Annotated in this window: 25 protein-coding genes; 19 read left to right on the forward strand and 6 right to left on the reverse strand. The window is 55.2% G+C overall.

Annotated elements, in window-relative coordinates; translation table 11 throughout:
• Positions 1–27 precede the first annotated feature (27 nt).
• From ABWV47_RS08725 to ABWV47_RS08755, 7 genes are all read left to right on the forward strand, one after another.
• On the forward strand, positions 28–1095 hold the full coding sequence (locus ABWV47_RS08725) for a Hint domain-containing protein (protein ID WP_353310805.1): 1068 nt from the start codon (positions 28–30) through the stop codon (positions 1093–1095).
• A 239-nt stretch (positions 1096–1334) separates the two neighbouring features.
• A complete protein-coding gene (locus ABWV47_RS08730) occupies positions 1335–2435 on the forward strand; it encodes a Hint domain-containing protein (RefSeq protein ID WP_353310807.1) in 1101 nt (366 codons plus the stop codon).
• Positions 2436–2639: 204 nt separating this feature from the next.
• Positions 2640–3710 (forward strand): phenylalanine--tRNA ligase subunit alpha, encoded by a 1071-nt coding sequence (gene pheS / locus ABWV47_RS08735; protein WP_353310809.1) that lies wholly within the window; start codon positions 2640–2642, stop codon positions 3708–3710.
• 60 nt (positions 3711–3770) lie between these two features.
• Positions 3771–4085: a hypothetical protein gene (locus tag ABWV47_RS08740; protein WP_353310811.1), complete on the forward strand. Its 315-nt coding sequence runs from the start codon at positions 3771–3773 to the stop codon at positions 4083–4085.
• A 193-nt stretch (positions 4086–4278) separates the two neighbouring features.
• Positions 4279–5097 (forward strand): CE1 family esterase, encoded by an 819-nt coding sequence (locus ABWV47_RS08745; RefSeq protein WP_353310812.1) that lies wholly within the window; start codon positions 4279–4281, stop codon positions 5095–5097.
• An 89-nt stretch (positions 5098–5186) separates the two neighbouring features.
• A complete protein-coding gene (pheT, locus tag ABWV47_RS08750; protein WP_353310814.1) occupies positions 5187–7586 on the forward strand; it encodes a phenylalanine--tRNA ligase subunit beta in 2400 nt (799 codons plus the stop codon).
• Positions 7579–8019, forward strand: a complete 441-nt coding sequence (locus ABWV47_RS08755; protein ID WP_353310816.1) for a GNAT family N-acetyltransferase — start codon at positions 7579–7581, stop codon at positions 8017–8019. Before pheT ends, ABWV47_RS08755 begins: the two co-directional genes overlap by 8 nt.
• Here the strand turns inward: ABWV47_RS08755 and ABWV47_RS08760 are convergent.
• A complete protein-coding gene (locus tag ABWV47_RS08760; protein WP_353310818.1) occupies positions 8016–8906 on the reverse strand; it encodes a LysR family transcriptional regulator in 891 nt (296 codons plus the stop codon). The genes ABWV47_RS08755 and ABWV47_RS08760 overlap by 4 nt on opposite strands.
• Positions 8907–8992: 86 nt before the next feature.
• Here ABWV47_RS08760 and ABWV47_RS08765 point away from each other — a divergent pair, with 86 nt between their 5' ends.
• From ABWV47_RS08765 to ABWV47_RS08775, 3 genes are all read left to right on the forward strand, one after another.
• Positions 8993–9625: a class I SAM-dependent methyltransferase gene (locus ABWV47_RS08765; RefSeq protein WP_353310820.1), complete on the forward strand. Its 633-nt coding sequence runs from the start codon at positions 8993–8995 to the stop codon at positions 9623–9625.
• A gap of 77 nt (positions 9626–9702) precedes the next feature.
• Complete coding sequence (locus ABWV47_RS08770; protein ID WP_353310822.1) at positions 9703–10149, forward strand: YtoQ family protein; 447 nt, start codon at positions 9703–9705, stop codon at positions 10147–10149.
• A gap of 98 nt (positions 10150–10247) precedes the next feature.
• On the forward strand, positions 10248–11852 hold the full coding sequence (locus ABWV47_RS08775; RefSeq protein WP_353310824.1) for a GMC family oxidoreductase: 1605 nt from the start codon (positions 10248–10250) through the stop codon (positions 11850–11852).
• Positions 11853–11888: 36 nt separating this feature from the next.
• Here ABWV47_RS08775 and ABWV47_RS08780 read toward each other — a convergent pair whose 3' ends face one another.
• Positions 11889–12590 (reverse strand): glutathione S-transferase family protein, encoded by a 702-nt coding sequence (locus ABWV47_RS08780; RefSeq protein WP_353310826.1) that lies wholly within the window; start codon positions 12588–12590, stop codon positions 11889–11891.
• Positions 12591–12744: 154 nt separating this feature from the next.
• Between ABWV47_RS08780 and mscL the strand changes: the two genes are divergently transcribed.
• Positions 12745–13185, forward strand: a complete 441-nt coding sequence (gene mscL, locus ABWV47_RS08785) for a large conductance mechanosensitive channel protein MscL (RefSeq protein WP_353310828.1) — start codon at positions 12745–12747, stop codon at positions 13183–13185.
• 89 nt (positions 13186–13274) lie between these two features.
• Entirely contained in the window at positions 13275–14081 is an 807-nt protein-coding gene (locus ABWV47_RS08790) for a mechanosensitive ion channel family protein (RefSeq protein WP_353310830.1), read from the forward strand.
• A gap of 188 nt (positions 14082–14269) precedes the next feature.
• Here the strand turns inward: ABWV47_RS08790 and ABWV47_RS08795 are convergent, their stop codons facing one another.
• Positions 14270–14551, reverse strand: coding sequence for a DUF1330 domain-containing protein (locus tag ABWV47_RS08795; RefSeq protein WP_353310832.1), 282 nt, complete (start codon positions 14549–14551; stop codon positions 14270–14272).
• 101 nt (positions 14552–14652) lie between these two features.
• On the opposite strand from ABWV47_RS08795, the gene ABWV47_RS08800 reads away from it, so the two are divergent.
• Complete coding sequence (locus tag ABWV47_RS08800) at positions 14653–15588, forward strand: LysR family transcriptional regulator (protein ID WP_353310834.1); 936 nt, start codon at positions 14653–14655, stop codon at positions 15586–15588.
• Here ABWV47_RS08800 and ald read toward each other — a convergent pair.
• Entirely contained in the window at positions 15525–16643 is a 1119-nt protein-coding gene (gene ald, locus ABWV47_RS08805) for an alanine dehydrogenase (protein WP_353310836.1), read from the reverse strand. The genes ABWV47_RS08800 and ald overlap by 64 nt on opposite strands.
• Before the next feature lie 138 nt (positions 16644–16781).
• Here ald and ABWV47_RS08810 point away from each other — a divergent pair, with 138 nt between their 5' ends.
• The 5 genes from ABWV47_RS08810 (at position 16782) to ABWV47_RS08830 (ending at position 19899) form a co-directional block, all read left to right on the forward strand.
• The gene (locus ABWV47_RS08810; RefSeq protein WP_353310838.1) at positions 16782–17240 is read left to right on the forward strand and encodes an Lrp/AsnC family transcriptional regulator; all 459 of its coding nucleotides are present in this window, start codon (positions 16782–16784) and stop codon (positions 17238–17240) included.
• Between the two features lie 67 nt (positions 17241–17307).
• A complete protein-coding gene (locus ABWV47_RS08815; protein ID WP_353310840.1) occupies positions 17308–17697 on the forward strand; it encodes a hypothetical protein in 390 nt (129 codons plus the stop codon).
• Complete coding sequence (locus ABWV47_RS08820; RefSeq protein WP_353310842.1) at positions 17694–18230, forward strand: hypothetical protein; 537 nt, start codon at positions 17694–17696, stop codon at positions 18228–18230. The genes ABWV47_RS08815 and ABWV47_RS08820 overlap by 4 nt, the downstream gene beginning before the upstream one ends.
• A gap of 1 nt (position 18231) precedes the next feature.
• On the forward strand, positions 18232–19104 hold the full coding sequence (gene sigJ / locus ABWV47_RS08825) for an RNA polymerase sigma factor SigJ (protein ID WP_353310844.1): 873 nt from the start codon (positions 18232–18234) through the stop codon (positions 19102–19104).
• 165 nt (positions 19105–19269) lie between these two features.
• The gene (locus ABWV47_RS08830; RefSeq protein ID WP_353310846.1) at positions 19270–19899 is read left to right on the forward strand and encodes a hypothetical protein; all 630 of its coding nucleotides are present in this window, start codon (positions 19270–19272) and stop codon (positions 19897–19899) included.
• A gap of 145 nt (positions 19900–20044) precedes the next feature.
• Here ABWV47_RS08830 and ABWV47_RS08835 read toward each other — a convergent pair whose 3' ends face one another.
• Complete coding sequence (locus tag ABWV47_RS08835) at positions 20045–21052, reverse strand: IS1595 family transposase (RefSeq protein WP_353310848.1); 1008 nt, start codon at positions 21050–21052, stop codon at positions 20045–20047.
• Between the two features lie 369 nt (positions 21053–21421).
• On the opposite strand from ABWV47_RS08835, the gene ABWV47_RS08840 reads away from it, so the two are divergent.
• A complete protein-coding gene (locus ABWV47_RS08840; protein WP_353310850.1) occupies positions 21422–22621 on the forward strand; it encodes an MFS transporter in 1200 nt (399 codons plus the stop codon).
• A 64-nt stretch (positions 22622–22685) separates the two neighbouring features.
• Here the strand turns inward: ABWV47_RS08840 and yghU are convergent, their stop codons facing one another.
• A complete protein-coding gene (gene yghU / locus ABWV47_RS08845) occupies positions 22686–23555 on the reverse strand; it encodes a glutathione-dependent disulfide-bond oxidoreductase (protein ID WP_353310852.1) in 870 nt (289 codons plus the stop codon).
• Positions 23556–23568 lie beyond the last annotated feature (13 nt).

Consider the following 23568-nt stretch of genomic DNA (forward strand, 5'->3'; position numbering starts at 1 on the left):
CGCCTGGTGACGGCAGAAGGCAGTGTTATGGCGCGAATTAGCGAACTTCATTACTCCAACGCATATGCCAATAGCAGCGGTGTCAGCGAGTTTTTAGAAATTGCTCTAGATCCCAGCGAAGACCCTTCAGATTTTGTTGCTTCGTTTTACAACGCAAATGGCGCGGTTGGTTTCGAAGTTTCGCTTGATGACCCCGGTGTGTCCGTTTCGACAGGCGCAGGTGGCGAGCTGGTCTATGTCATTTCCGCAGATGTTTACCCAATTCGCCTGACGGACCCGAACGGAAATGGTGCCAACAACTACGAGGCCTATGCGCTTACAAACACCGATACAAACGAAGTGGTCGACTTTTATGATATCGGCGGGGGCACCAGTGAGATCTTGGCGCTTGATGGCGCCGCCGCAGGCGCCACATCCGAAAATATTCCGGTTCTGAGCGGTCCCGGCACAACCACCACAACCCTTCAATTTAACCAACCCGATCCAGACAATGTCACGTATGAGACCGTCGATCCTGGTGCCACTGGTGTCATCTGCTTTGTACGTGGCGCTATGGTGAACACGCCAGAAGGTCCTAAACTGATTGAGAGTTTGCGCCCCGGTGATCTCGTCACAACACAGGATAACGGCCCCAAACCCATTCAATGGATTGGTCAGCGCACTGTGTCCGGCACCGGCGATCTGGCACCCATCCAGTTTGACCAAGGCTTTCTTGGCGCAACTCAACCACATTCAGTCTCCCCCAATCACCGCATTCTTCTTACCGGGGCACACGCCGAGATTTTGTTTGGGGAGAGCGAAGTCTTAGTTCCAGCAAAGGCCTTGTTACACAGTGATCAGACCCGTCGGCTTAAATGTGACTTTGTTACTTACTTTCATTTCATGTTTGACCAGCATGAAATCGTAACGGTGGACGGCGTCGCCAGTGAAAGCTTTTACCCCGGCGCAACGGGTCTGAGTGCAATGGAAACAGCCGCGCGCGACGAAGTGTTGATGCTGTTTCCCGAGCTTTCTGAGCATGAAGGGCATGAATGGCCCGCTGCGCGGATGGTGACATCGATGAAAGAAGGTATGGTGATAGCCTCTCTATTGTAACCGCGCTGGCCAGTGCGTTCTCTCTTCTTCGAAATCGCCATGCTGAGGGGGCCTTTTGCAGCCCAATCAGCACTGCAAATCGGCCTTTGCAGCCGAGAGCAAATCAAGAACATAGATTGAAACATCGAGAACAAAATTAGAACAAATTAGAAACAAGTTACGATTTATTTATCTTTCAGGCCTCATCATACTCAAGTGGCGTCGTTTTGGCCGCATGTGTACCAGTTTTGGAGGTTTCAATGGCCCGTATCAACGAGCTGCATTTTTCTAATACGTTTTCCGCGACCAATGGCGTCGAAGAATTTCTCGAGGTGACACTCGCGCATACCGAAAACCCAGACAACTATATTGTTTCATTTTATCAGACGGATGGTTCCGTTGGCATCGAAATTCCCCTGTCTCATCCAGAAGTTCTTGTTTCGGTCGACCCAGACAGCAACATGCGCAAACTGGTGATCACCGCGTCCCGATTTCCTGTGTTGCAAGTCCATCCAAATGGCGCAGGGATTGGCGGCCATACTGCCTTTGCGCTCACCAACCTGCAGACAGCTGTCGTAGAAGAATTTCGAGACGTCTGCCCGGGCGAAAAGACGGTGCTTGCCTTGGAAGGTGCAGCGGCAGGGTCTGTCTCAGAGAAGCACAAGCGCGCCCACCGTGTTGCCGCAAAAACCGCTCCTGCGCAGTGTTCCGCGCCCCTCAAAGGGCAAACTTATACTCGAAGCCCGGCACCCACCCCGATTGTGCCCATCGCGGATGTCCAAAGAGGAAGCGGTGTGGCCTGCTTCGCCGCTGGCACCCGTATCCGCACCAACGTCGGGCATCAGCTCATTGATACCCTACGCGAAGGAGACCAAATTTGGACAAAGGCAAACGGGCTGCAGCGCATATGTTGGATTGCCAAACGCACGTTGCCGGGATCGGGCACCTTCGCGCCCATCCAAATTGCACCAGAGACCTTTGGCGCGTTAAAACCTCATCTGGTGTCGCCGGATCACTTGATCTTGCTCACCGGATGGCGGGCAGAACTGATCTATGGTGAAGAGGAGGTCCTGGTCCCTGCGCAGTCACTTGTAGACGACTGCGATGTCCGAGTCAGCGCTTGTGCCACCATCACCTATTACCACCTCGCGTTTGACGCACCCCAGATTGTGAGCGGCGACGGTGTGCTGAGCCAGTGCTTCCACCCAGAGAGCCCCTCATCCATCCATGGCGGTCATTCTGCTCAAAGTGTGATGTTCGCAATGTTTCCAGAGTTGGCGACCGGAGCACATGTCTACGGGCGCGCCTCACGTCCCACCTCATCGACAAGCCTTGGCCCAATACTGACAAGACCACATTGAGTTTGGAGCCATCCGCGCAATCGATCTAGGCGCTGCACACTGCCTTTGCGGCGCAGCGCCGCAATCCGTGCTGACCAGCGCACCAGTGCGCCATAACTCTCGTGATCGCAGCCTGTATGACTACGGACCCGCCTCTGCGCTTGCAATCAATGGGCCGTGTGATAGGAGGTCTGCGGTATTTTCTTCACTGGGGACGGCCCTACCATGGACGATCTGCGCACCAAATTCATCGAAGCTATTGCCGCTGCTGCGGATGAAACCGCGCTGGAAGAGCTGCGGGTGCAGGCGGTGGGCAAAAAGGGCGAAGTCAGCCTGAAAATGCGCGAACTGGGCAAAATGACCCCCGAGGAGCGTCAGGTTGCGGGCCCCGCCCTGAACGCGCTTAAAAACGAAATAAATTCGGCTTTGGCCGCAAAGAAAGTTGCGCTGGCTGATTCTGCGCTAGATGCACGGCTGGCCACGGAATGGCTCGACGTCACGCTGCCTGCCCGCACCCGTCGCGTGGGTACGATCCACCCGATCAGCCAAGTCACGGAAGAGGTCACCGCAATTTTTGCGGATATGGGATTTGCTGTGGCTGAAGGGCCTCAGATCGAGACCGACTGGTATAACTTTGACGCGCTCAACATTCCGGGTCACCACCCCGCACGCGCCGAGATGGACACATTCTACACCCACCGTGCCGAAGGTGATAACCGCCCGCCACATGTGCTGCGCACCCACACCAGCCCGGTGCAGATCCGTACGATGGAAAAAACCGGCGCCCCGATCCGCATCATCTGTCCGGGTCGCGTATATCGCGCGGATTACGACCAGACACACACCCCGATGTTCCACCAGGTCGAGGGTCTTGCGCTTGGCAAAGACATCTCCATGGCGAACCTTAAGTGGGTGCTGGAAGAGTTCTTTTCTGCTTTCTTTGGCACCGAGGTCAAAACCCGTTTCCGCGCGTCTCACTTCCCCTTCACAGAGCCGTCTGCTGAAGTCGACATTCAGTGTAGCTGGGAAGGTGGCACCGTGAAGGTTGGCGAAGGCGACGATTGGCTTGAGGTTCTGGGCTCTGGCATGGTGCACCCCAAGGTGCTTGAGGCTGGCGGGATTGACCCGAATGAATACCAAGGCTTTGCCTTTGGCATCGGCATCGACCGTTTGGCCATGCTGAAATACGGCATCCCAGACCTGCGCGCTTTCTTTGACAGCGACCTGCGCTGGCTGCGCCACTACGGCTTTGCGAGCTTGGATCAGCCAACGCTGCATGGCGGTTTGAACCGATAGCAATCCGGCCTGCAAGTGCGCATATGTGCTTGCAGGTTTTCCTTTTTCCATTGAGGGACCATGCTGATGTACCAATTTCAAATAGCGCTGGCCGCTTATTGGAATTGGTTGGACAGCAAGGTTGATCATGACCCAAAACGATGGCAAGTGTCTTTTACGGCAGCTGGAATTGTCATCACTTTTCTTCCTTTTCTCTTTGGTGTCTGGGCGCTCATTTTTTACCCCATTGGCTGGATCACCGTGCTACCTGGTTTGTTCATTGCGGACAAAAAGCAACGCCGCATCCAGCAGGTAAAAAGCGATCAACGCGCGAAGGCACTGCAAACAAAGAAGCTGATGCAGCAGGGCAAGAAATCGAACAAGTCGTCGCGTTAAAAAGAACGCCACAACGGCTACTGTCACGTGCAACACTTTTGCTGAAAGCCTCAAACAGACCGGCGACCTCAAACCCATCTGCGGCGGCCAATGTCCTGAAGGCCTGTCAAACCGCCGCAAGCGGAGCGACAACGCCACACACCCCACAAACATGTGACGTGACAGAGCGCGGGCCTTGGCTAGTGTCAGCGGCATGACACGATTTGCCCTGAGCCTTGCCACACTTCTCACCGCCACGTCTGCCGCTGCCATGGGGCCGTGGAAAGGGAATGCGGCACCCTGTGGCAACGAGATCGCATGTGAACTTGGGGATCGTTCCTACCATGTGATGGTGCCGGATGGATGGGACGGTGGCACCCCCCTTCCCGTGTTGCTGCATTTTCACGGCTGGTCGCGCACAGGCGTCCACGCGCAAAACTCTGATCGGGTTGGCGCATCGACTAAACGTCGCGGCGTGTTGCTGGTCACACCCAACGGACGCAACAACACCTGGAGCTTTTGGCGCGCGGGCACTGAGGATGTGCCCTTTGCCGATACGGTGCTGGCCGATGTGGCACAGCGCTATCCTGTGGACACATCGAAGATTTACGTTTCGGGCTATTCTTTTGGCTCTGCAATGGCTTGGCGATACGCGTGCCAAAGTGGTCAGGATGTCTCCGCTCTCTTGGCCATCGCAGGCAGCATCGATCAAACGGAAACCTGTCCGGAGGCCCCCACCGAGGTTCGCCATGTCCATGGGCTTTCAGACACAGTGATGGATTTCCCGTTGGGCCCCGGCGGCGATACAACTTATCCCGTTGCCCTTTGGAAACGCGCATTGGACTGTCCGAAAGGCGGTGAATCCCAAGGGGATTGGCAGGTGCGCAGCTTTCTAACGCTCACGCGTACCAGTTGGGCCTGTGCCAACGGCGCCGTTACTCTGGATCTGCATCCGGGTGGACATTTCATTCCTCACGGCTGGATCGGCCGACAGCTGGACGAGCTTTTGGGCCTCACACCGAGTTATCCTTAGGTGACACCCGGTGGCAAGGCTTGCACATAAGGCCAATCTTTGTCATTGCCTCCTGCAACAAACATGGCTTGCCATAGGACACCGGACCGATGAAATTCACTCTTTCCTGGCTGAAAGATCACCTTGAGACCAACGCCAGCGTTGACGAGATCGTCGAGACGCTGACAGACCTTGGGCTTGAGGTTGAAGACGTCACCAACCCAGCGCAGCGTCTCGCGGACTTTACGTTGGGCAAAGTGGTGCGTGCCGAACAACACCCAGATGCTGACAAGCTGCGTGTGTGCACAGTGGCGACTGACGAAGGTGAGCTACAAATCATCTGTGGCGCGCCAAATGCGCGCGAAGGCATCACCGTGGTGGTCTGCAAACCGGGCATGTATATTCCGGGGCTTGATATCACCATTTCCGTTGGCAAAATTCGCGGCGTGGAAAGCTACGGTATGATGGCCTCTGAGCGCGAGCTGGAGCTGTCTGACGAACATGATGGCATCATCGAGCTGCCTTCTGGCGCGGTAGGCGACAAGTTCATCGACTGGCTGGCAGAAAATGACCCGTCCAAAGTCGACACAGTGATTGAAATCGCCATCACTCCAAACCGCCCCGACGCTTTGGGTGTACGCGGCATTGCCTTGGATCTGGCAGCCCGCGGCTTGGGCACGATGAAGCCTGCCAAGACGGCCAAGATCGACGGCACATTTGACAGCCCAATCACGGTTACCATTGATGATGACACTGCGACGGACGGCTGCGAGGTCTTCGCCGGTCGCCTGATAAAAGGCGTGAAAAACGGACCGTCCCCGCAGTGGTTGCAGGACCGTCTGAAGGCCATCGGTTTGCGCCCAATTTCGGCGCTCGTAGACATCACCAACTTTTTCACCTTTGACCGCAATCGTCCGCTTCACGTGTTTGACGCAGACAAAGTCACGGGCAACCTGCGTGTGCACCGCACTGCGGGTGGCGAGACCTTGGCGGGGCTCGACGAGAAAGAGTACACCTTTGCGCCTGGCATGGTGGTGATCTCTGATGACACTGCTGTAGAGTCGATCGGCGGTATCATGGGCGGCATGTCAACCGGCTGTACCGAAGAGACCACAAATGTGTTCTTGGAAGCCGCTGTTTGGGATCACATTCAGATTGCCTACACGGGCCGCGGCCTGAAAATCAACACTGACGCACGCTACCGCAATGAACGTGGCATAGATCCTGCTTACAATATGCAGGCATTGGATGACGCGACCCAGATGATCATGGAACTTTGCGGTGGTGAACCCTCCAACTTGGTCAGTGCAGGTCAGGTTCCAAATGTTGCGCGGGCCTATCCGCTGGACACAGACCGCGTGCAATCGCTTGTCGGTATGGAAATTCCGGCCGAAACACAGCGCGCCACGCTTGCAGCTTTGGGTTTTGTCATCGAAGGTGACATGGCTCATGTCCCAAGCTGGCGACCAGACGTGCGTGGCTCTGCCGACCTGGTAGAAGAAGTCGCGCGCATTGCCTCGCTCACAAAGCTACAAGGCAAGCCTATGGCGCGTCCGGAACCAGGTCTGCCAGAGCAAATTCTGTCGCCCATGCAGAAGCGCGAGCAGATCGCACGCCGCACCACGGCATCCTTGGGTTACAATGAATGTGTGACTTACAGCTTCATTGACAAAGCGGGCGCGGAGCTCTTTGGCGGTGGCAGTGATGCAACCATGCTGGAAAATCCGATTTCCAGCGAAATGAGCCACATGCGCCCCTCGCTGTTGCCAGGTCTCTTGCAGGCTGCGGCGCGCAATCAGGCCCGTGGATTCATGGATATGGCACTGTTTGAATGCGGCGCCGTCTTTCATGGTGGTGAACCGGGGGAACAGGAGAACCTGCTGACCGGTATTCTGGTTGGTCGCACAATTTCCAAAGACATCCATGGTGAAAGCCGTGGTGTCGACATTTACGACGCTAAGGCAGACATGGAAGCGGTGCTTGAGTCTCTCGGCGCTCCAACCAAGCTGACATTTAACCGTGGCACCAACGGTTGGTGGCATCCGGGCCGCAGCGCAAAGGTTGGGCTGGGACCGAAAAAAGTCTTGGGCGCATTCGGCGAAATCCATCCGAAAGTGCTGGATGCACTGAACGTGAAGGGCCCTGTTGTGGCCTTTGCTGTCCATGTTGCTGAAATTCCGATGCCACGTAAAAAATCGGCGTCAAAAGGCGCAGTACTCATGGCCGATTTACAGGCCGTTGAACGTGACTTTGCTTTTGTTGTGGACACCAGTGTTGAGGCATTGACGCTGGTCAATGCTGCGGCGGGCGCAGACAAAGCGTTGATACAAGACGTGCGTGTTTTTGATGAGTTCATCGGCGGCGCCTTGGGAGACGATAAAAAGTCTCTGGCGATCACTGTGCGCTTGCAGCCTACTCAAACGACCTTGAAAGAGGCCGACATCGAGGCCGTTGCAGCCAAGATCATCGAGAAGGTCAGCAAAGCCACTGGTGGCACACTGCGTGGCTGAGGCAGCCCAACCGCGCTTAGCGCAGGCCGGTGAGGCCTCCGCTATTGCGCGGTTGATTGATGCAGCCTACCAACCTTATCGCGACCAAGGTGTCGCGTTGCCGGATGTATCTGGCGGCGTGGATGAAGCGATTGCTGACGGGCAGGTTTGGGTCATCGAGAAAACGTCTTTGCAAGGCGTACTCATGTTATCAACGGCGCCACCAATAGCACACCTCACGAATGTTGCGGTTGCCCAATCTACGCGTGGGCAGGGTCTTGGCGGCGCGCTGATCCAATGGGCTCTTCAGCTATCTACCAGCGCGGGCTGCTCGGAAATTTCGCTCGCAACCCATGTGGAGATGCCGGGAAATATTGCGCTCTACGCTCATCTAGGATGGCGAGAGACCGAGCGTGATGATCGACGCGTGATGATGGTGCGCGCACTGCCTTAGTCACGAGTCAGGTGTTCCGCCAAAGCGTCAAACACCAAACGAATGCGGCGGCTGGTGTGCAGCTCTCGATGGGTGGTCAGCCATATCGGAAAAACGATCGGCGCAAGATCAGGAAGCACACGTTCAATACCAGACGTTGCCTCTGCCACGTCATCCGCCATCGGCGAAATGCCAAAACCCTGTTTGCACATTTCCCAAGCCACCAAACCGCTGTCTGAACCCGTGCGGAAGTTGTCCAAGCCAATTGGGAACCCCAACGGCTTGAGGTATTCCAACATGCGTGGCACGTCCCCGGATCCCACAAAGTCATGCGATTCCAGATCTTCCACCGTCTTTGGGCGTCCACGATGGTCCAGATACTCAGTAGAGGCATAAAAATAGCCTTTCGCCTCTCGTACCAACCGCGCGATCAGATCAGGTTGATCTGGCCGCACATGACGAATGGCAATATCAGCTTCTCGCCGCATCAAATCCTGAACGTCGTCAGACGCCACGACATCAATAATGAGTTTGGGAGCTTTGGTTCTTAGCTCCCGCAAGACTGGGGGCAAAAGATGCACCGAATAGACGTCTGACGCGGTTATGGCCACGCGGCCTTCCACGGTTTGGTTTTGACCTGACGCAGCAAGGGCAACCCGATCAGCAGCCTGCCCCATAGCGCGAACGTGTTCGAGCAACTCACCTCCCGCAGCTGTCAGCTCCAACGAGCGGCCAACGCGTTCAAACAACATGACCCCTAAGTCTTCTTCAAGCGCGGCCACTTGGCGCCCGAGTGTTGGTTGTGTCAGCCCAAGTTCACGCGCTGCAGCTGACAACGACCCTTTATCAGCCGTTGTCAAAAACGCGCGAATGTGGTTCCAGTCAAAGGAAGATGCGGTATCACTCATGCATTTTCGTATAACATGGCTGCAAATTTCGGCAATTCCTATCGCATATTTGCATGGTTATGTATGGGGTCGAAAGGAGAACGACCATGCAAGCAACAGCAAAATTTTGGGATGGGATCGCGCAAAAATACGCCAAATCTCCCATCGGTGACATGCAAGCGTATGAGTATACGCTGGGCCGCACACGGTCTTACCTCAAGGCGTCAGACACCGCGCTCGAATTGGGGTGTGGCACTGCCACAACCGCGATCAGATTGGCTGATGCCGTCAGTGAAATGGTGGCAACAGATGTGTCAGCCGGAATGCTCGAGGTGGGTCGTGAACGGATCACGGAGGCTGGGGCGAAAAACATTCGCTTGGTGCAAGCCACTCCGGAAAGCGCGCCAGATGGCCCATTTGACGTCATCATGGCACACAACCTGATCCACCTTTTAGAGGATGGCGACCTTGCGATGGCGGCGATTGCTGAAAGGGTGAAACCTGGCGGGTTGTTCATCTCCAAGACGCCCTGCCTGAACGAGAGCATGAAGTCTTTCAAGTTCCGGTTGATGAAAACCGCGATCCCTCTTTTGCAACTTATTGGCAAAGCCCCGTTTGTCCGGTTCTTCTCTATCGCTGAGCTGGAGCGCTCGGTCATAAGAGCGGGCTTCAAAATCATTGAAAGTGGCAATTTTCCTGCAGATCCGCCAAGCCGCTATCTGGTGGCCCGCAAACTCTGAAACTGCTTCTTCCCAACAAGGGATTGGAGCAGCGCGCCGGACAGGTTAGACCTTGCGCAAGCAAGAAAGGAAATCCCATGAGCCTAAATGTCTACTTGTCCGGCGAGATTCATACCGACTGGCGTGAACAGATCAAAGATGGCGCCGCAGATCTGGACGTCACCTTCACTAGCCCGGTGACTGATCATGCAGCATCCGACGACTGTGGCGTGGCCATTTTGGGTGGTGAAGACAACAAATACTGGCACGACCACAAAGGCGCGATGGTCAATGCGATCCGTACCCGCAAGGGCATTGAGGATGCCGATGTGGTGGTGGTGCGTTTTGGTGAGAAGTATCGTCAATGGAACGCCGCCTTTGACGCGGGCTTCGCCGCTGCGCTTGGCAAATCCATCATTGTGCTTTCAATGACCGATCAACAGCACGCCCTAAAGGAAGTACACGCCGCGGCTTTGGCCGTTGCAGAAGAACCAAAGCAAGTCGTCGAAATTTTGCGATATGTTCTGACAAGCAAGCTGCCTTAGGACTGTGAATACCCGTTTGACGTAGCGCGCTGACGCGGCGTTAGACTTGCTTGAACAAATTGGCCCCTCCTAGGCTGACTTCAGCACGGGAGGGCACCATGGAATTTGATTACATCGTTGTTGGGGGTGGGTCAGCAGGCTGCGTGATTGCCGCACGTCTTAGCGAAGATCCAGACGCCAAGGTTTGCCTGGTTGAGGCTGGTGGCAAAGGCGAAGACATATTCATCCGCGCCCCAGCACTGATCGCAGCGATGATTTCTGGTCGTCCCAAAATCAACAATTGGGCGCTCAAGACCGTGCCACAGAAACAACTCAACAATCGGCGTGGTTTCCAACCGCGCGGCAAAGCCTTGGGTGGAAGCTCTGCCATCAACGCTATGCTTTATGTGCGCGGACACAAATCAGACTATGACGATTGGGCCAAACTTGGTTGTGAAGGATGGGATTGGGACAGCCTGTTGCCTTATTTCAAAGCGACAGAAGGAAATCAGCGGGGCGCAGATGATCTGCACGGCGCAACCGGACCTCTAAAGGTAGGAGACCAAGCCGAACCACGCGCGATAAACCAAGCGTTTATCGCCGCCTGCAATGCCCATCAAATCCGCACCAACACGGATTTCAACGGTCCGGAACAGGAAGGCGCAGGACACTATCAGGTGACGCAGTTCTATGAAGGCGATCACAAAGGAGAGCGGTGCTCAGCCGCAGCGGCCTATCTGCGCGACATACTCGATCGCCCCAATTTGACCATCTACACAAAGACCCAGGCACGCAAAGTTGTTATGGACAGTGGCCGCGCCACGGGGCTGGAAATCAAACGCAACGGTCGGGTAGAAACGCTCTCCGCACGCAGAGAGGTCATCCTCTCAAGCGGTGCATTTGGTTCCCCGCAATTGCTGTTGTTGTCCGGTATAGGCCCCCGCGAAGAGATCGAAAAACACGGGATCACGCTGCAGCACGAGTTGCCGGGAGTGGGCAAGAACCTGCAGGACCACCTCGACCACATTCTGAGCTATCGCAACAAACAAAAGGACACCGTGGGTTTGACGCCCTCTGGATTGGCAAAGATGACCAAAGCCGCGTTGCGTTGGCGCAAGACAGGCACAGGTTTGTTTGCCTCTCCCTTTGCCGAAAGCGGCGCGTTTTTCAAAACCGACCCCAGTCTTGATCGCCCCGACATTCAGTTGCACTTCGTGGTTGGAATTGTAGACGATCACAACCGCAAAATACACTTACCCTATGGGTTCAGTTGCCATGCCTGTGTGCTGCGCCCACACAGCCGGGGAACGGTCTCTTTGGCGTCTGCGGACCCATCCAAACCTCCAAAAATCGACCCGTGTTTCCTAGAGGATTCGCGTGATCTTAAGGCCCTCAAGGACGCAATCAAAAAACTCGATAGCATCATGGAGGAGGATGCGTTTACCTCTTGGCGCGGCGATCGCTACTATGATCATGATGGCTCTGATGAAGCGTGGGAAGCGGATATTCGCGCCCGTGCAGACACGATCTACCACCCGGTGGGCACTTGCAAAATGGGCGTTGATGACATGGCTGTTGTTGACCCGCAGGGCCGCGTGCATGGCGTTGAAGGTCTGCGCGTGGCAGATGCGTCGATTATGCCAACCCTGATTGGCGGCAACACGAATGCGCCTACTATCGTGATAGGGGAAAAAATCGCCGACGCGATCCGCGCCGACGCTTAGATTATTCTTTCAAGCCAACGGTAGCCTTGGTGAGGCCTACTCGGGGCGTGGTGGTGTGTTCAGCCCAACTTGAACCGCAGGCCGTGCCAAGAAGCGATCCAAGTAGGCGTTTACATTGGGGTAGTTGCCCCAGCCAACCGCCTCTTTGGCACCATAAAAATCGAGCGCCTTGAGCCACGGCGCAGTGGCAATGTCTGCAATTGAATAGGTTCCGGTGATCCAGTCACGGCCTTCCAGTTGTTTCTCCAAAACCGATAGCAAACGCTTGGCTTCGTTCTGATATCGCTCACGCGGACGTGGATCTTCGATCTCGGCACCGGCAAATTTGGTGAAGAAACCCAACTGTCCAAACATTGGGCCCACACCGGCCATTTGGAACATCACCCATTGAATGGCTTCGTATTTCTCGGCGGGGGTTTCTCCGATGAGCTTGCCAGACTTTTCAGCCAAGTAGATCAGAATGGCTCCGCTCTCAAAAAGACTCAAAGGCTTACCATCAGGTCCATTCGGGTCAATAATCGCCGGGATTTTGTTGTTTGGGTTCAGAGCCAAAAACTCAGGGCTCTTCACGTCCGCATCGCTCAGCATCACCAGATGCGCCTCGTAAGGCAGGCCAATCTCTTCGAGCATAATCGACACTTTCACACCATTGGGTGTCGGAAAGGCGTAAAGCTGCAAAACATCTGGGTTCTCAGCGGCCCAGCGGGCGTTGATGGGGTGATCGGTTACAGTGGTCATGGTGTCTCTCCTGTCGCAGTCCTATGGGGATAGATAAGGCTATTTTCCCATCCCGCCACCGCACTATTCGTGCGAATTAGACCATGCTATTGTGCGCCAGCGCAGAGCCAAAACAAAAAATAGCACGCGCACCTACAGGGAAGGAAAAGACACTATGTTGCAAGAATTCAAAGATTTTATTGCCAAGGGCAACGTCATGGATATGGCCGTCGGGATCATCGTCGGCGCGGCTTTCACTGCGATTGTGAAATCTATGGTTGCAGACTTGATTAACCCGATCATCGGCCTGTTTACGGGCGGTGTGGATTTCACCAACAACTATGCGGTTCTCGGCGGGGAGGTCCCTGAGGGGAGCAGCCTTGAGGCCGCCCGTGAAGCCGGTGCCTCGATCTTCGCCTATGGCGCGTTTGGGATGGCGATCCTGAACTTTCTAATCATTGCATGGGTGGTGTTCATGTTGGTGCGCTACGTCAACAAAGTGAAAGAAGCATCCGCCAAACAAGAAGAAGAGACACCAGTAGAGGACGCCCCAGCAGGCCCAACCGAACTGGAAGTGCTTCTTGAAATTCGGGACTCGTTGAAGAAATCGGCTTAGGCCAATCCAAAGGAGCGACTCGGCCTTGTGTCGAGCCGCTTCTGTGCGTTTAAGGCCCTTAAATGGGTAATACAATTTGGAGTGAACCAATGGAAACAGTTGTGGATCAAGTGCAAGGCTTTGGACCCTTGGTGATTACAGCAGCCAAAGCTCTTGTGGTTTTGATCATTGGCTGGATGGTCGCCGGTGCCGTGAGCCGCATGGTACGCACTCGGGTGAACAACACCCCTGAAATTGACAAGACTTTGGGCAATTTTGCCGCCAGTATAACGCGCTGGGTCATCTTGTTGATGGTGTTGGTCGCTATCCTAGGAATCTTTGGCATCGAAGCGACATCCCTAGTGGCCATGATGGGTGCGGCGACACTGGCCATTGGTTTGGCGTTACAAGGCACGCTCAGCGATCTTGCCGCTGGCTTTATGCTGATCCTGTTCCGCCCCTACAAAATTGGACAATATGTCGATGTTGGGGGCACCGCTGGTACGGTGGTGGATCTGAACCTATTTGTGACGGAGTTGGTGACACCAGACAACGTGCAGATCATTATCCCAAACGGTCAAGCTTGGGGCAGCATCATCACCAACTTCTCCGCGCATGACACACGTCGCGTGGACGTGGTGTTTGGCATCGACTACGGAGATGACGCGGACAAGGCCAAGCAAATCATTCTGGCTACCGCCAATGCGGACGAGCGGGTCCTCAAAGACCCCGAAGCTTGGGCACAGGTGACCAACCTTGGAGACAGTTCGGTGGACATCACCATGCGGGCTTGGTGTGACGCGGCTGACTACTGGGAGCTGAAATTCGGCCTGACGCAGGCGGTCAAAGAAGCCTTTGACAAAGATGGCATCTCGATCCCCTACCCGCACACAGTCGAAATCAAACGCGACGCGTGAGCCACCTCAGGCGCGAGGAGCTCCCGCGCTCTGGCGCCGCAGCACGCTGCGCCACAAAATCTTGGGCATGGCAGGTTCGCCCCTGTGGGGCCAACCTGCAAAGGGCGCTTTTAGAAGCGCCCTTTTTATTCTGCCGCCTTAGAGGATCAGACAAAACGATATCAACGCCGGGCCCGATCACACTTGGTCTACATCAAAATGATGTTTGACGTCCCGCTGCCACGCCGCAAAGCATGCGCCTCGGCGAACTCAGGATCATTGATCCAAGCTTTGGCGGCATCGCGGTCTGGGAAGGTCAGGATCACTGTAACAGTGGGTGCCACGCCATCCCCCTCGATCACCTCAGATGTTTTAGAGACTTCCATCGCAGCCCCGCCATGTTTGGCCAAGGCGGCACCGGCTTGTTGACGATAGAGTTCAAAACTCTCCGGATTTGTGATTGTCAGCGTTACAAGGGCATAGGTGGTCATAATTGGGCTCCATCGGGTGTTGTTCTCTCGTGAAGTAAGGGCTTTTTCCCCGATTAAAAACGATCATTGATGCAACATGGTTGTGCGAATATTATCAGGTTATGCACAATTGGGATGATCTGAGATTCGTATTGGAAACGGCGCGACACGGCGGCATCAGCGGCGCAGCCAGAGCGCTCGGGGTGAACCATGCCACAGTCGCGCGTCGTATTACGGCAGCGGAGGCGGCGCTTGGCGCACGCCTATTTGACCGCCTGCCCAGCGGTTACGTACCAACCGAAGCTGGGTTGCAGGCCGCAGCAGCGGCCGAAACCATGGCCGTATTGCACCATGATCTAGACCGGCAGATCGCAGCCCGCGACCGTGTCATTCAGGGCCCCTTGAAGGTGACAGCCTCGGAATTGCTCATCCAACGCATCTTGGGCCCCATCATCGCAGACTTCATTCACGCACACCCGGCCATCGACCTGTCGTTGTTGGCAACAAACACCTCGCTGAACCTTGCACAGCGTGATGCGGACGTGGCGCTACGGTTTGAAAAATCCCCACCTGACACATTGGTGGGACGGCGGCTGTTTGAGCAAAAGGGCGCGGTCTTTGCGCATCGTGACCTGATTGCACAGGATCAAGGCCCAGATGCGCCGCTTGATTGGATCCGCTTTGCGCATTGGCCCGGCCCCCCAGAAGCGATCAAAGCCTTACGGCCCAAACTGCGCCCAAGGTTGACCGTGGACGACATGGCCGCAGCCATAGGGGCGGCGCGCGCAGGCATCGGCGCGACACGGATGGCTTGTTTTCTTGGCGACACCGATCCGCTGTTGGCACGCGTGCCGGGGCTGCCTCTGTTTCATCAAAGACCGCTTTGGGTGCTCACACACGCAGACCTGCGTGAGGTACCGCGTGTGCGCGTGTTCACCGATTTTGTGACCGCCCGGCTCAAGGCGTTACAGCCCTTGTTCGAAGGGCAGCGTCTTCAGGATTTTAAGGCCAATGATGGGGAAATCACATCGATCCCGAGTGCTTTGCCGACGGCGTAGTAGGTCAGTTGACCGGCATGCACGTTCAAACCGTTTAACAGGTGTGGATCGTCTTCACAGGCTTGCCGCCACCCTTTGTCCGCTAGATTCAGCAAAAACGGCAACGTAGCATTGCCCAGCGCCTGTGTGGAAGTGCGGGCAACCGCACCGGGCATGTTGGCCACACAATAATGCATGATCCCGTCGACCTCATAGATCGGATCCGCATGGGTTGTGGCGCGTGAGGTCTCAAAACAGCCCCCCTGATCAATCGCCACATCTACCAAGGCCGCGCCGGGCTTCATGTCAGCCAATTGCGCACGGGTCACCAACTTGGGTGCGGCTGCTCCGGGGATCAACACCGCACCAATCACCATATCCGCATCGCGCACCAGATCAGCGGTTGCACCGGCCGTGGAGTATTGATTCTTAAACATCCCGCCAAACACATCATCAAGGTATTTGAGGCGCGGCAATGAGCGGTCTAAAACGGTGACATCAGCCCCCATGCCCGCAGCGATCTTTGCCGCGTGGGTGCCGACAACCCCACCACCGATGACAACCACTTTTGCCGGGGCGACACCTGGCACGCCCCCCATCAATACCCCGCGCCCACCGTTGGCTTTTTGCAGGGTCCAAGCGCCCATTTGTGGCGCCAGCCGTCCCGCAACTTCCGACATAGGTGACAACAACGGCAGCCCGCCGCGATCATCCGTAACGGTTTCATAGGCAATCGCCGTACAACCGCTCGCCAGAAGATCCTGTGTCTGTTCTGGATCGGGAGCGAGGTGCAAATAGGTGAACAACACCTGCCCTTCACGCAGCATTTTGCGTTCCGCAGCCTGTGGCTCCTTCACTTTCACGATCATGTCAGCTGTGGCAAAGACTTCCGCTGCCGTGTCAATGATCTCAGCACCCGCTGTGACGTAGTCTTCATCCGTGAAACCAGCGCCAACTCCAGCACCGGTCTGTACAATCACCGCATGACCGTGCGCCACCGCTTCGCGCGCCGCGTCCGGCGTCATACCAACGCGAAACTCTTGAGGTTTGATTTCTTTCGGGCATCCGATTTTCATAGCCGTCTCTCCTGACTGAACCTAGGATCAGGTTAGAAAGCTTTCAGACGAATGTGCTTGATTTTTAATCAGTTTGAAAACTGGCGTCCGCAAGATTCTTTGCCTAAAGATAAAAACCAAGCAAGGAGCTTCTCACATATGTCTTTAGACTCGACAGATCGTCGCATTCTCACCGTCCTCCAAAAACAAGGACGCATCTCCAATGCGGAATTGGCAGAAAAGATAAACCTGTCTGCATCCGCCTGTCACAGGCGCGTGCACCGACTGGAAAGCGATGGGTACATAAAGGACTACGTGGCCCTGCTGGATTCGCGGAAATTGCAGGTTCCAACAACTGTATTCGTGGAAATCACACTGTCTGGACAAGCTGATGAGGTGTTGGAAGCCTTCGAGAAAGCCGTGTCGCGCATTCCCGATGTTTTGGAGTGCCACCTGATGGCGGGCACCGCAGACTACATCCTAAAAGTGGTTGCCCAAGACACCGAAGATTTTGCCCGCATTCACCGCCAGCATCTCGCACGCCTGCCCGGCGTGGCCCAAATGCAGAGTTCTTTTGCGCTGCGCACGGTCTTCAAAACCACTGCCCTACCTGTCTAAGTTCTGGCTCGCTGTCACAAACCGCATGGCTGTCCCGTCTCTATCTAGAGACAACTTGGAGACAAACATGACACAGACCATCTTATACGGATTTGCCGGGGTCTTTCTTGGGAATGCAGCGCTGATGTGGGGAGACCCGCAATTTTGGTTTCAAACCATACCAGGTGTCGCGGGGACAGGAGGATTTAATGCCCACTTCATACGCGACATTGCTTTGGTGTTTCTTGTTTCTGCGGCGGCGCTATTTGTGGGCGCGCGCAACCGCGACGTTCCCCTTGCAGCCTTCGGTGCAGCATGGCCATGCCTGCACGCGCTCTATCACATCTGGATATGGATTTTTCACCGAGACACAGCGTTTGACGCGATTGCCTTGACCAATCTGATTGGCATTCAACTGCCTGCTTGGGGTGCCTTGAGCGCCGCACTTCACCTATCACAAAAGGAGGCTTTGGCATGATCCGTAAATGGCTACACGCAGGTGCCCGCTCCTTTGGAAAAAAATACAACTATGACGTGGGCTACATGCATGAAGTCATAAAAGCGTCCTCCCGCGCGGGGTTGGCCCTGACCTTCTTGCCCATGGTTACAGGTTACAAGGGTCCGCCGGAAGCGCGCGATGTGTGGGCTGGGGCGTTGTTGGCCTCCACTTTGGATGGCGACTGCGGTCCATGCGGCCAATTGATCATCACATTTGCGCTGGAAGCTGGTGTGCAGGGAGATCTTCTATTGGCTGCGGTCGAAGGCCGGTTTGACGACGCCCAAGATGTCGGCCTTGGTTTCCAGTTTGCCCGTCACGCCATATCAACGTCTTATGAACCCAACACATTTGGGGAGATCATTCACAGCCGTTTTGGCGAGCAGGCCTTGGTGGCCGCAAGTTTCGCCGCTGCCTCAGGACGGTTTTATCCTGTGTTCAAACGCGGATTGGGCGAAGGGCATGCGTGTCAGGCGATCAACATCAACGGCCGCATCGGAAAGGTCGCAGTCTGAGATGACAGAAAACATCACAATGTTTGAGACAGAACGCTCGCGCTTGTTTGCCCTGTCCTACCGCATGTTGGGAGAGCGGGCTGCGGCAGAAGATGTGGTGCAAGAAGTTTGGCTGCGGTTTTCCGCGGCCAACACCTCAGAACTTGATAACCCTGCCGCTTGGCTGCGCCGCGTGACCACAAACATCGCCATAGACGCGTTGCGTTCGGCGCGCGCACGGCGAGAAAGCTACGTCGGACCTTGGTTGCCAGAACCTTTGATCTCAGAAACTCAGGCATCCGCAGACCATGCTTTCGAATTGGCACAAGAGTGCGAATTGGCGCTGCTTTGGGCTATGGAGCGCCTTGCCCCCACGGAGCGCGCTGCCTTTGTGCTTCGGGAAGCTTTTGATGCCGACTATGCCGATATCGCAGTGACTCTGGGGCGCTCCGAGGCCGCATGTCGCCAAATGGTCAGCCGCGCACACAAACGTCTACAATCAAGCGGTCCGCGCTTTGACGTGCCCCGTGCAGAGGCCGCAGCGGCTCTGGAACGGTTTTTCTTTGCCGCCGCCCACGATCATGACACCGCGCTGCGTTTGTTGGCCGAGGACGCCATCGCCATATCGGACGGTGGCGCCAAGGTGCGTGCGGCACGACGGCCATTGTATGGCCCAGCTGAAATCATGCAGGTACTGAGCGCTGTGATGCAAAAGGAGCGAAACGTCCCCAACATTTCATTTGAAATGATACAGGCCAACGGCACGCCCGCCATTGCGCTTTTCAAAGATGGGGTATTGGAAACATTGACGCTGGTGGTCCCCAATTTGGCCGGTCAGGTGCACTGGATATACATCATGCGCAATCCCGATAAGCTCGCAAACTCAAATGCCTAAAATTTAAGCAATGTCTTCAAAGCGTGCTGGTAACCACGATCTGGTCGCTGAGCAGTAGAGTTCTATAGCTTAAACCGAATATACTTTGACAAACGCTCTACTTTTACGGAACTAAGTTAAGTGTTGAAAAGGGAGAAGTTTGGAATGCCGGCTTTTGGAAGGGCTATGTTTGCGGCGTATCAGCCACTGGTCTGCACGGCCGTGCTTGCGTTCTTGACCTACAATCCAGCCATGGCCGAAACCGAACTTGCGCAGTTCTTTCCTTCGTTTCCGATGCATGAAGATGATAGGCTGAGCGGACATTTTGAGGGAAACATTGACGGTTGCAACATCACGCTGACCGAAACATCCGGGTCGTTTATGACCATCAGCCGATTTGATGTGAGGCACTACGAAACAGATCCGGGGAGACTCAACTGGCCTTACGGAAATCAGCTCTCGACTCGATACAAAGTTGGTTGGATTGCAAGGGAAGTGGCGTCGAACTCCTCTACAAAGGAGCTAAATGGCAAACTTCGAGCTCTCCGTGTTTCATTGATTGACCGAAGAACTCTTTCTGCTGACGAAATTCAAAGCAAATCAGACGCTTTGACGTTTTGGCTTGCCGAGATCAGATCTGGGAGTCATGGCATCTTTGCATTGAGAAATCACACGGCACGATACCTTGCCAGCAACCAAGAGCTTTTAGTTTCGGTTAGCGTAAACACCTCTATGCAATTTCCAGCGCAAGCGAGGGATATGTCATCGCTGGCGCATGCAATGTATCGACATGGTTTAGAATGTAGCCGGAATTGATCCTCATCGTGCAAGAAATAGATGGTATCGCGTTTCCATTGGCGAACCTTCATCGCATCCTTGTGAAGGATCATTATGAGGTCGAATGCATGCACAACAGAATTCGCGGCTACAAAATTGGCTCCTGACGAGGAGACACCGGTGATCAAGCCGGAGGGGCGTCTGCCCGCTTCAACAGGCCATTGAGTGCTCGTTCTGGCTCCATGCCGAACCTCACGAAATACCAATCCACATAACCATCCAGATACTTCTTCGCAGGCCCCTTGAACGGGCGCAGGAAATTTTTCATTCGGGAATGCAATGCATTGACATTCTGGATATGAAAGCTCTGACCTATCTTGCGGCTGCCTGGTTTGGTGCCCAAGACAAAATGGGAAATCCCGGAGGCCTGGGCGAACTTGGCGTAAGCCCCCAAACCATCGGAGCAAAGAGCAGCATCCCGACGAATGATGGGAGACAGGCATTGATAGATCGTCCGGTCTCGGCGATCAGGAAGCCGTTCGGCAAAGCGGTTCCCGGACCGGTCCATGGCCGTCAGGACTGGCAGTCTCCACTTACTGAGGCCGCGTTTCATTAACGCTCCGGTCAGCTTGTATTCATACCAACGCAGGCGAGGCGGCTTGGGGTGTTGAGCGGGATCTTGCTGATGACGCACCCATTCCCGGCTGCCTTTACGGCTCTCGCGGACGAAGGTTTCATCCACCTCTACAATTCCGGTGAGAGGTTCGATGCTCTGAGACAGAGAGCGGAGGATGATCTGCCGCCAACGCCAGACTGTATCCTTACTGATGCTCAACTCTTTGGCCAGCTGACGCACGGAGCTTGGGGTGGGCGAGACAAACATATCCCGGAGCACGCGATAAAACAGATCGAGTCGTTGAATACGGCTGATCGAACTGTCTGTTCTCTCATTGTAGGTCTTGCGGCATTGGGAGCAACGATATCGTTGCGTTCCGGTTCGCGTGCGCCCCCATTTCTGTTTGTCTGTGGAGCAGCAATGGGGACAGCTGGCGTGTCTTGCCTTTTGGTCGATTGCCCCAAGCGCGGCATTCTGCGCAGTCATATCCTGCACTGACCGGATCAAAGACTCCGCCTGATCGGGTGTGAGACCATGGAGACGTTTCAGCAGGTTTTCGAAGGATTTCTGTTTCATATGACCTCTGCATTCAAATTGCAGAGGTCATATTGGCCCTTTTCTCAAAATCTGAATCCAACCAACACGCTATGAAGACATTTCGAAAATTTATGCTTAGGCACCCCATCACCCCAGCCTTTGTCCTGAGCCTAAGCGGCGTTCGCAATATCGATTGAAATCACAGTGAGATCGAGACTGGCAGCGGCTCGCAGTATTGGTGACTTGGCCTCAATCGAAGAGTGCGTGTTGACACTCTTTGCCCTCTGCGCGCCATTGACCTTGCGAGCACCCGAGCGTCGTGGTTTGCTTGCTCAAAGCAACTACATGCAACCACACACCACGTGACGAGGCCAGGATTTCCTTGGTCTGCCACCCAAGGATCACACCGTGCCGTTTCTGATCGCTCTAAGAGACCCCCTGTTGAGGGTTGCCTTTCTTTGCATCCTTTTGATGGGTCCGGCCGTGGCCTCAATTGGGCCATTTCAGTCGGTCATCGGGATCGAACGTCTGGGCATGAGCAATGCGGCTTATGCGGTGGTTGTGACGCTGGGCGCTTTGTTCAGCGTGGTGGCATCCGTTGTGATTGGCATCGTAATCGATCAGACACAAAGGTACCGCGGCATTCTGCTTGTGTGCATCACCATCGGCATTGCCGCCGGAGTGATCATGGGAGCCTGGCCCAGCCTGCCCAGCTTTCTTCTGGTTCATCTGCTGCTGTTCCCCGTCGCGGCCACAACCTTCACCCAGTATTTTACGCTGGCCGCCGTGGCTGCGGACCGCAATCCAGAAATGGACAAAGACGTGGGCTTATCGCTTGTGCGCGCGGGGTTTGCGGGAACTTTTGCACTTAGCCCACCGCTTTGGGGCATCGCCCTTGCCCGCGGCGTCGACCTCTTAACGGTCTATTGGGTGCTGGCGCTTGTGAATTGCGCGGTTTTTGCCGTGGTGTATTTGTTGTGGCCCAAGGACGCTCTGTCATCAGAGGACGGTGGTTCCGGTCTAACCTTTCGCGAAGCCCTTCAGGAGGTCACCGGCCTCACGGTCTTGCTACGCCTTGGCTTGATCACTGCGGTGACCTCCGCCAATGGGCTCTACAATATTTTGCTCGGTCTTCTGGTGGTCACCACACTTGGCGGTCAGGAAGCTGACATTGGGTGGTTTGCAGGCGGCATCGCACTTGTCGAACTGCCCGTAATGTTGGGCAGCGCCTTTCTGCTGCGCCGCTTCTCCCGCGTGCATGTGATTTTCGCAGGCGCATTGATTTATGCCGCCAGCTTATGTGCAATTGGATTTATGCCATCAGTGGAGGCGGCCATGTGGTTGATCCTACCGTTTGGCATCGGTGCAGGCATTACCCTCTCGGTGCCCGTGGGCTACATCCAAGGACTGGTCGAACATCGTCCCGGCGCAGGAAGCTCCCTCATCTCGCTCTCCCATTTCGGGGGCACCTTGGTTGCCTCTGGCTTGTTTGCGCTTGGCGCTGAATCATTTGGATACTCAGGCGTTGCTGTGATGGGAGCCATCCTGTCGCTGCTGGCCGCGGTTTTCCTTGTTATGGTGGAGCGAAACCGCCCCCCTGTGCGTTAAACAAAAACATCCGAGGCGGGTTTCCCAGCCTCGGATGATATGATGGCTCCAAACGAAGGGCTGCTTAGCCTTCGGAAGGCTCAAGCTTGTCTTGGGTTTTTGTGTCAAAGTCCTCAGCAGAGTGACGCTCGCGCAGTTGCCCGGAAGGCTCCCCCCACGCACGGTTCACTTTGCGCCCGCGATCAACGGCTGGACGGCTATCAATCTCTTTGGCCCAACGCAGAACGTTCTTGTAGCTCTCCACATCAAGAAACTCTGCGGCATCATACAGACGGCCCAGCACCAATGCGCCATACCAAGACCAAATCGCAATATCTGCGATCGTGTATTCTTCGCCTGAGATGTAGGTGTTTTCTGCCAACTGTCGGTCCAGAACGTCCAACTGACGTTTGGTTTCCATGGAAAAGCGGTTGATGGGATACTCCCATTTTTCCGGAGCATAGGCATAGAAGTGGCCAAAACCCCCGCCCAAGTAGGGCGCACTGCCCATCTGCCAAAACAGCCAGCTGAGCATTTCCGCCCGATTTTCTTTTGGCCCCAAAAAGGCGTCAAACTTCTCCGCCAAATGCAAAAGGATCGCGCCGCTTTCGAACACGCGCACCTCGTTGTCACCACTGGAATCCATCAGCGCCGGAATTTTGGAGTTGGGGTTCACATCGACAAAGCCGGAACCAAATTGATCGCCTTCGCCAATATTGATCAGGTAAGCGTCATACTCCGCCCCAGTGTGCCCAGCAGCGAGCAGTTCTTCAAACATCACGGTGACCTTCACGCCATTGGGTGTGGCCAGCGAGTACAACTGAAACGGATGTTCTCCTCGCGCCAAATCCTTGTCGTGAGTCGCCCCGGCAATTGGACGGTTTATGTTGGCAAACTGCCCGCCGCTTTTGGATTCCCACGCCCAAACTTTCGGTGGAGTATAAGTGTCGGTCATGATGTGTACCCTG

The sequence above is a fragment of the Shimia sp. NS0008-38b genome (genome assembly GCF_040370365.1).
In the GTDB taxonomy this organism is placed as follows: Bacteria; Pseudomonadota; Alphaproteobacteria; order Rhodobacterales; family Rhodobacteraceae; genus Shimia.

Bases quoted from the DNA above. Each gene is read 5' to 3' on its own strand.
- ABWV47_RS08725 (WP_353310805.1), top strand. From the start codon at position 28: ATGGCGCGAATTAGCGAACTTCATTACTCCAACGCATATGCCAATAGC.
- ABWV47_RS08730 (WP_353310807.1), top strand. From the start codon at position 1,335: ATGGCCCGTATCAACGAGCTGCATTTTTCTAATACGTTTTCCGCGACC.
- pheS (WP_353310809.1), top strand. From the start codon at position 2,640: ATGGACGATCTGCGCACCAAATTCATCGAAGCTATTGCCGCTGCTGCG.
- ABWV47_RS08740 (WP_353310811.1), top strand. From the start codon at position 3,771: ATGCTGATGTACCAATTTCAAATAGCGCTGGCCGCTTATTGGAATTGG.
- ABWV47_RS08745 (WP_353310812.1), top strand. From the start codon at position 4,279: ATGACACGATTTGCCCTGAGCCTTGCCACACTTCTCACCGCCACGTCT.
- pheT (WP_353310814.1), top strand. From the start codon at position 5,187: ATGAAATTCACTCTTTCCTGGCTGAAAGATCACCTTGAGACCAACGCC.
- ABWV47_RS08760 (WP_353310818.1), bottom strand. From the start codon at position 8,906: ATGAGTGATACCGCATCTTCCTTTGACTGGAACCACATTCGCGCGTTT.
- ABWV47_RS08765 (WP_353310820.1), top strand. From the start codon at position 8,993: ATGCAAGCAACAGCAAAATTTTGGGATGGGATCGCGCAAAAATACGCC.
- ABWV47_RS08770 (WP_353310822.1), top strand. From the start codon at position 9,703: ATGAGCCTAAATGTCTACTTGTCCGGCGAGATTCATACCGACTGGCGT.
- ABWV47_RS08775 (WP_353310824.1), top strand. From the start codon at position 10,248: ATGGAATTTGATTACATCGTTGTTGGGGGTGGGTCAGCAGGCTGCGTG.
- ABWV47_RS08780 (WP_353310826.1), bottom strand. From the start codon at position 12,590: ATGACCACTGTAACCGATCACCCCATCAACGCCCGCTGGGCCGCTGAG.
- mscL (WP_353310828.1), top strand. From the start codon at position 12,745: ATGTTGCAAGAATTCAAAGATTTTATTGCCAAGGGCAACGTCATGGAT.
- ABWV47_RS08790 (WP_353310830.1), top strand. From the start codon at position 13,275: ATGGAAACAGTTGTGGATCAAGTGCAAGGCTTTGGACCCTTGGTGATT.
- ABWV47_RS08795 (WP_353310832.1), bottom strand. From the start codon at position 14,551: ATGACCACCTATGCCCTTGTAACGCTGACAATCACAAATCCGGAGAGT.
- ABWV47_RS08800 (WP_353310834.1), top strand. From the start codon at position 14,653: ATGCACAATTGGGATGATCTGAGATTCGTATTGGAAACGGCGCGACAC.
- ald (WP_353310836.1), bottom strand. From the start codon at position 16,643: ATGAAAATCGGATGCCCGAAAGAAATCAAACCTCAAGAGTTTCGCGTT.
- ABWV47_RS08810 (WP_353310838.1), top strand. From the start codon at position 16,782: ATGTCTTTAGACTCGACAGATCGTCGCATTCTCACCGTCCTCCAAAAA.
- ABWV47_RS08815 (WP_353310840.1), top strand. From the start codon at position 17,308: ATGACACAGACCATCTTATACGGATTTGCCGGGGTCTTTCTTGGGAAT.
- ABWV47_RS08820 (WP_353310842.1), top strand. From the start codon at position 17,694: ATGATCCGTAAATGGCTACACGCAGGTGCCCGCTCCTTTGGAAAAAAA.
- sigJ (WP_353310844.1), top strand. From the start codon at position 18,232: ATGACAGAAAACATCACAATGTTTGAGACAGAACGCTCGCGCTTGTTT.
- ABWV47_RS08830 (WP_353310846.1), top strand. From the start codon at position 19,270: ATGTTTGCGGCGTATCAGCCACTGGTCTGCACGGCCGTGCTTGCGTTC.
- ABWV47_RS08835 (WP_353310848.1), bottom strand. From the start codon at position 21,052: ATGAAACAGAAATCCTTCGAAAACCTGCTGAAACGTCTCCATGGTCTC.
- yghU (WP_353310852.1), bottom strand. From the start codon at position 23,555: ATGACCGACACTTATACTCCACCGAAAGTTTGGGCGTGGGAATCCAAA.